The organism is Microbacterium sp. CnD16-F (assembly GCF_024124465.1).
GTDB classification, from domain to species: Bacteria; Actinomycetota; Actinomycetes; order Actinomycetales; family Microbacteriaceae; genus Microbacterium; species Microbacterium gawkjiense.
This window is the reverse complement of the sequence record NZ_JAMXSA010000092.1, coordinates 1-4,972: the sequence shown is the minus strand read 5'-3', so window position 1 is coordinate 4,972 and position 4,972 is coordinate 1. Positions and strand designations below refer to the sequence as shown.

Below are 4,972 nucleotides of genomic sequence, written 5' to 3'. Positions count from 1 at the left end.
CGGCGTCATCGCCCGCGGGCGCATCCTGCCGCGCGGCGCGGGCCTCGAGCTCTCGCAGGCGCGCCAGGGCGGGGGCATCCCCTGCGATGTCGGGGGTGCGCCCGTAGGCGCGCTCGCGCAGTCGGGCGAGCTCGGCGGCCTCGTCGTCGTCCATCGGGATCACTCAATCAACACATCGACGGGATGCGGGCCGAATCGGCCTTCGCCGCGCCGGATCAGTCGTCGACGAGCAGCGAGTCGGCGACCGGACGCCGCTCCCGCGGGGCGTTCTCGCGCGCCTGCAGTTCCTCGGATGCCGCGTCGAGGTCGCCCACCGGTCCGACGGCCATGACGGTCAGGGCACGCTGCGTGTCGGTGAGGCCGAACGATTCGGCGATCCGGTCGGCGTGGAAGCCGCCCATCTGGTGCGTCCCGAGGTCGTTCGCATGCGCCTGCACGGTGAAGTGCGCCGCGGCCTGGCCGACGTCGTACGCGGCCCAGCGCAGCGCCTTGCCGTCCTGCTCGGTCGTCGCGACGAACACGACGAGCGCGGCCGCGTCGGCCGCCCACGAGCGGTTGAACCCCATCAGGCTGTCGACGACGGCGGCGTGGGATGCCGACCCCCGCCGCGCGACGATGAACCGCCACGGCTGCGTGTTCGACGCCGACGGCGACCAGCGCGCCGCCTCGAGTGCGGACCGCAGGGCCTGCTCGTCGATCGGGGCGGACGCGTCGAAGATGCGGGTGCTCCAGCGCTCGCTGAGCACGTCGAGGAGGGGGGCGTCGGTCGTGGCGGTGCGGTTCGGCATCAGTCCATTCCATCACCGCCTCCCTGGGTGCGGGGTCGATGCGTCAGGACGTCGGCCAGTCGGCCGGGCCCGCCGTGCCCGCGGCGTACTCGTCCATCGGCACGCGGCCGTCCCGCCACGCATCGATGACCGGCTGCACGATGTGCCAGCAGTCGACGGCGGCGTCCCCGCGCACCGAGAGCATCGCGTCGCCGTCGAGGATGCCCGAGAGCACCTCGGCGTACGCCTTCAGCGACCCCTCGCCCAGGTGGGCCTCGAGGGTCGCCCGCTCGAGCTCGAGCGGGTCGGCCTCGCCGTTGACGTTCAGTCCGAGCGAGATCGAGTCGGGTCCGAGCGAGAAGCTGAGGACGGTGGGGCCGGGGTCGCCCGTGAAGCCGCGCGGCAGGTGCCGCACCGGGTGGAAGCGCACCTCGACCTTCGCCTCGGCGTGGCCCAGGGCCTTGCCCGAGCGCAGCGTGATCGGCACGCCCTGCCAGCGGGCGTTGCGCACCTCGACGGTCATCTCTGCGAGGGTCTCGGTGCCGCGCGCCGGGTCGACGCCCGGCTCGTCGACGTACGACGGGAACTCGCGTCCGTCCACGGTGCCCGCCGTGTACCGCGCCCGTCGCGACGAGGCGACGGGGTCGTCGCCCCAGACGGCCGTCGCGCGGAGTGCTGCGCCCGTCGCGTCGCGGAGGTCGCGTTCGTCGAGGGAGGCCGGGGGCTCCATCGTCACGAACGCCATCACCTGCAGCAGGTGGCTCTGGATCATGTCGGTCAGCGCGCCGGCCTTGTCGTAGTAGCCCGCACGGCCTTCGAGACCCAGCGGCTCGTCGAACTGCACGAGGATCGACGCGATGTGGTCGGCCGACCACGCCGGTTCGATGAGCCGGTTCGCGAAGCGCACCCCGAGCAGATTGAGGACCGTCGAGCGGCCGAGGAAGTGGTCGACGCGGAAGACCTGGCTCTCGGGGACGAGGTCGGCGAGGGTCTCGTTGAGGCGTTCGGCGCTGGCGGCATCCGACCCGAAGGGCTTCTCGAGCGCGAGGATCGTGCCGTCGGGGATCGTGACCGACCGCAGGGCCTCGCACGCCTTCGCGGCGACGGCGGGCGGCACGGCGAAGTAGAGCGCGGGGCGGCCCTCGGCGGCATCCAGCAGCGTCTGCAGCTGACCCGGGTCGGTGATGTCGGCCTGCGTGTAGGTCGTGTCGGAGAGCCGGTCGAAGGCGGACTCCGCATCGGTCGTCGCGAACGCCTTCCGGACCGTCTCGCGCCAGGCGTCGTCGGTCCACTCGTCGACGCCGGCGCCCGCCAGGCGCACGCTGCGGTCGGGCTCGCGCGCGAGCAGCTGCCCGAGCGCGGGCAGGAGCAGGCGCGAGGTGAGGTCGCCAGAGGCGCCGAGGATGAGCAGGGTCGTGTCGGCCGTCATGCGCGTCACCCTAGCCCCGCGGTGCGCGCGAACCGGAGTTGGGGGCTGTCTCTTGCCCCGACCGTGCGCGAGGGCGACAATGACGAGGATGCCTGCCCCGATCGAGTCCTACGCCCTGCTCAGCAACTGTCGGACGGCGGCCCTGGTGTCGGATGCCGGCAGCATCGACTGGCTCTGCCTCCCCCGCTACGACGCGGCGTCGATCTTCGGTGCGCTGCTCGGCGACGAGGAGCACGGCCGGTGGAGCCTGCGGCCCGCCGATCCCGAGGCCACCGCCGCGCGGTGCTACGACGGCGACACGTTCGTGCTCGTCACGCGCTGGACGACGTCCACCGGCGTCGCCGACGTCATCGAGTTCCTGCCGATCGACGAGGACGTCGTCGTGCGGCGGGTGGTCGGCGTCGAGGGGACGGTCGCCTTCGAGAGCGAGTTGCGCCTGCGGTTCGACTACGCGCGGGCGCTGCCATGGGTGCGGCAGATCGGCGACGACGACGCGGCGGCCGTGCTGCTCGCGATCGCGGGGCCCGACGCCGTCGTGGTCCGCGGTCCTCGGCTGCGCCCCGACGGGACGACCCACCGCGGATCGTTCACAGCCCGGCCGGGGACGACGGTCGACTCGGTGCTCGCGTGGGACCGGTCGTACCACCCGCATCCCGTCGCGTGCGACGTCGACGCCGCCCTCGACGCGACCCGCCGGTGGTGGACCGAGTGGGCGTCCCGCATCGAGGGCCACGGACGCTGGGCCGACCACGTGATGCGGTCGATGCTCGTGCTGCGCGCCCTCACCCACCCCGACACGGGCGGCATCGTCGCGGCGGCGACGACGTCCCTCCCCGAGGACCCGGGCGGGTCGCGCAACTGGGACTACCGCTTCGTCTGGCTGCGCGACGCCGCGCTCACGCTCGAGGCCTACCTCGCCCACGGCTACACGGCCGCGGCCGAGCGTTGGCGCGGATGGTTGCTGCGGGCGGTCGCCGGCGACCCGGCCGACGTGCAGATCATGTATGGCCTCGGCGGCGAGCGCGACTTGCCCGAGCGCGAGCTGACGAGCCTGCCGGGGTACCGGGGCTCGGCGCCGGTGCGGATCGGCAACGGCGCGGTCGACCAGTACCAGGGCGACGTGATCGGCGAGGTGCTCGTCGCCCTCGAGGCGGCGCGCCTGGCGGGAGTCGCCGAGACGCCGTCGTCGTGGTCGCTGCAGCGTGCGCTGCTGGCGCAGGTCGTCGAGTGGGTCGACCGTCCCGACCACGGCATCTGGGAGATGCGCGGCGACCTGCACCACTTCACCCACTCGCGCGCCATGGTGTGGGCCGCGCTCGACCGCGGCGTCCGCGCGGTGCGCGAGCACGGACTCGAGGGCGACGCCGACGTCTGGGAGCGACTGCGCGACCGCGTGCGCGCCGAGATCGATGCGACCGGAGTGGATGCCGCGGGCGGCCACTTCACGCAGCACGACACCACCGACGAGGTCGACGCCTCGCTGCTGCTCCTGCCGCTCGTCGGGTTCTGCGCGGCCGACGACCCGCGGATGCTCGCCACCGTCGCCCGCATCGAGCGCGACCTCCTGCGGGACGGCTTCGTCATGCGGTACCGGACCGCCGCCGGCACCGACGGACTGCCCGGCGACGAGCATCCCTTCCTCGCCTGCTCGTTCTGGCTCGTCGAGCAGTACGCGGCGACCGGCCGCATCGACGACGCGACGCGCCTCATGGACCGCCTGTGCGCCGTCGCCAACGACGTCGGCCTGCTCTCGGAGGAGTACGACCCCGCCACCGGACACCACATCGGCAACACCCCGCAGGCGCTCTCGCATCTCGCCCTCGTCGGCGCGGCCGACGCGCTCGCCGGCCACGTCGGCCGCGCGGCGCACAGGACCTAGTCACCTCGTCAAGTGCCCTGCACGGAGTGGGTGCCGGGGGTACCGTCGTAGACGGGACCGCTGACCCGGGCGGAGGAGGAGACGATGACGGACGCACCCGAGCCGCTCGTCGGCGACACTCTGGCGGATCGTTACCGGCTGATCGCGCAGGTCGGTCAGGGCGGCATGGCGCGGGTCTTCCGCGCGGACGACACCGCGCTCGGGCGGACGGTCGCCGTCAAGGTGCTGCGCCCCGGCGTCGAGGGGGTCGCCGGAGCGCCCGAGCGCGCCCGGAGCGAGGTGACCCTCCTCGCCTCGCTCAACCACCCGTCGCTCGTGACCCTCTTCGACGCGCACCTGACCGGATCGCCCGAATACCTCGTGATGGAGTTCGTCGACGGGCCGACCCTCAGCTCCCGGATCGCCGAGGGGCCGCTGCCCCCGGCCGAGGTCGCCGCGCTCGCCGCGGAGCTCGCCGAAGCCCTCCACGTCGTGCACGCGTCCGGGGTCGTGCACCGCGACATGAAGCCGTCGAACGTGCTGCTCGCCCCGCCGCACCTGCCGGGCGGGCGGCCCCGCGCGAAGCTCGCCGACTTCGGCATCGCCCTGCTCCTCGACAGCGCCCGGCTGACGACGCCCGGCACGATCATCGGGACGGCCGCCTATCTCGCTCCCGAGCAGGTGCAGGGCGGCGACCCGGCTCCGCCCGCCGACGTGTACGCGCTCGGCCTGGTGCTGCTCGAAGCCCTCACCGGCGAGCGCGCGTACCCGCACACCGATGGGGTCGGCGCCGCCCTGGCCCGCCTCACCACGCCGCCGACGATCCCCGACGCGCTCGGCCCCGCCTGGACGTCGCTGCTGTCGCGCATGACCGCCACCCGCCCCGAGGAGCGTCCGACCGCGCTCGCGGTCGTCGAG

4 protein-coding genes are annotated in these 4,972 nt (G+C 73.8%); 2 read left to right on the top strand and 2 right to left on the bottom strand.

Annotation, left to right across the window (positions count from 1 at the left end; genetic code table 11):
- Window positions 1–215: 215 nt before the first annotated feature.
- Window positions 216–788 (bottom strand): nitroreductase family protein, encoded by a 573-nt coding sequence (locus tag NH287_RS14675; RefSeq protein ID WP_253036207.1) that lies wholly within the window; start codon window positions 786–788, stop codon window positions 216–218.
- 43 nt (window positions 789–831) lie between these two features.
- Entirely contained in the window at window positions 832–2,196 is a 1,365-nt protein-coding gene (locus NH287_RS14670; RefSeq protein WP_253036206.1) for a glucose-6-phosphate dehydrogenase, read from the bottom strand.
- Between the two features lie 79 nt (window positions 2,197–2,275).
- Here NH287_RS14670 and NH287_RS14665 point away from each other — a divergent pair, with 79 nt between their 5' ends.
- The gene (locus tag NH287_RS14665) at window positions 2,276–4,075 is read left to right on the top strand and encodes a glycoside hydrolase family 15 protein (RefSeq protein ID WP_253036205.1); all 1,800 of its coding nucleotides are present in this window, start codon (window positions 2,276–2,278) and stop codon (window positions 4,073–4,075) included.
- Between the two features lie 84 nt (window positions 4,076–4,159).
- The coding region (locus tag NH287_RS14660) for a serine/threonine-protein kinase (protein WP_253036204.1) at window positions 4,160–4,972 on the top strand (813 nt) is incomplete at its 3' end.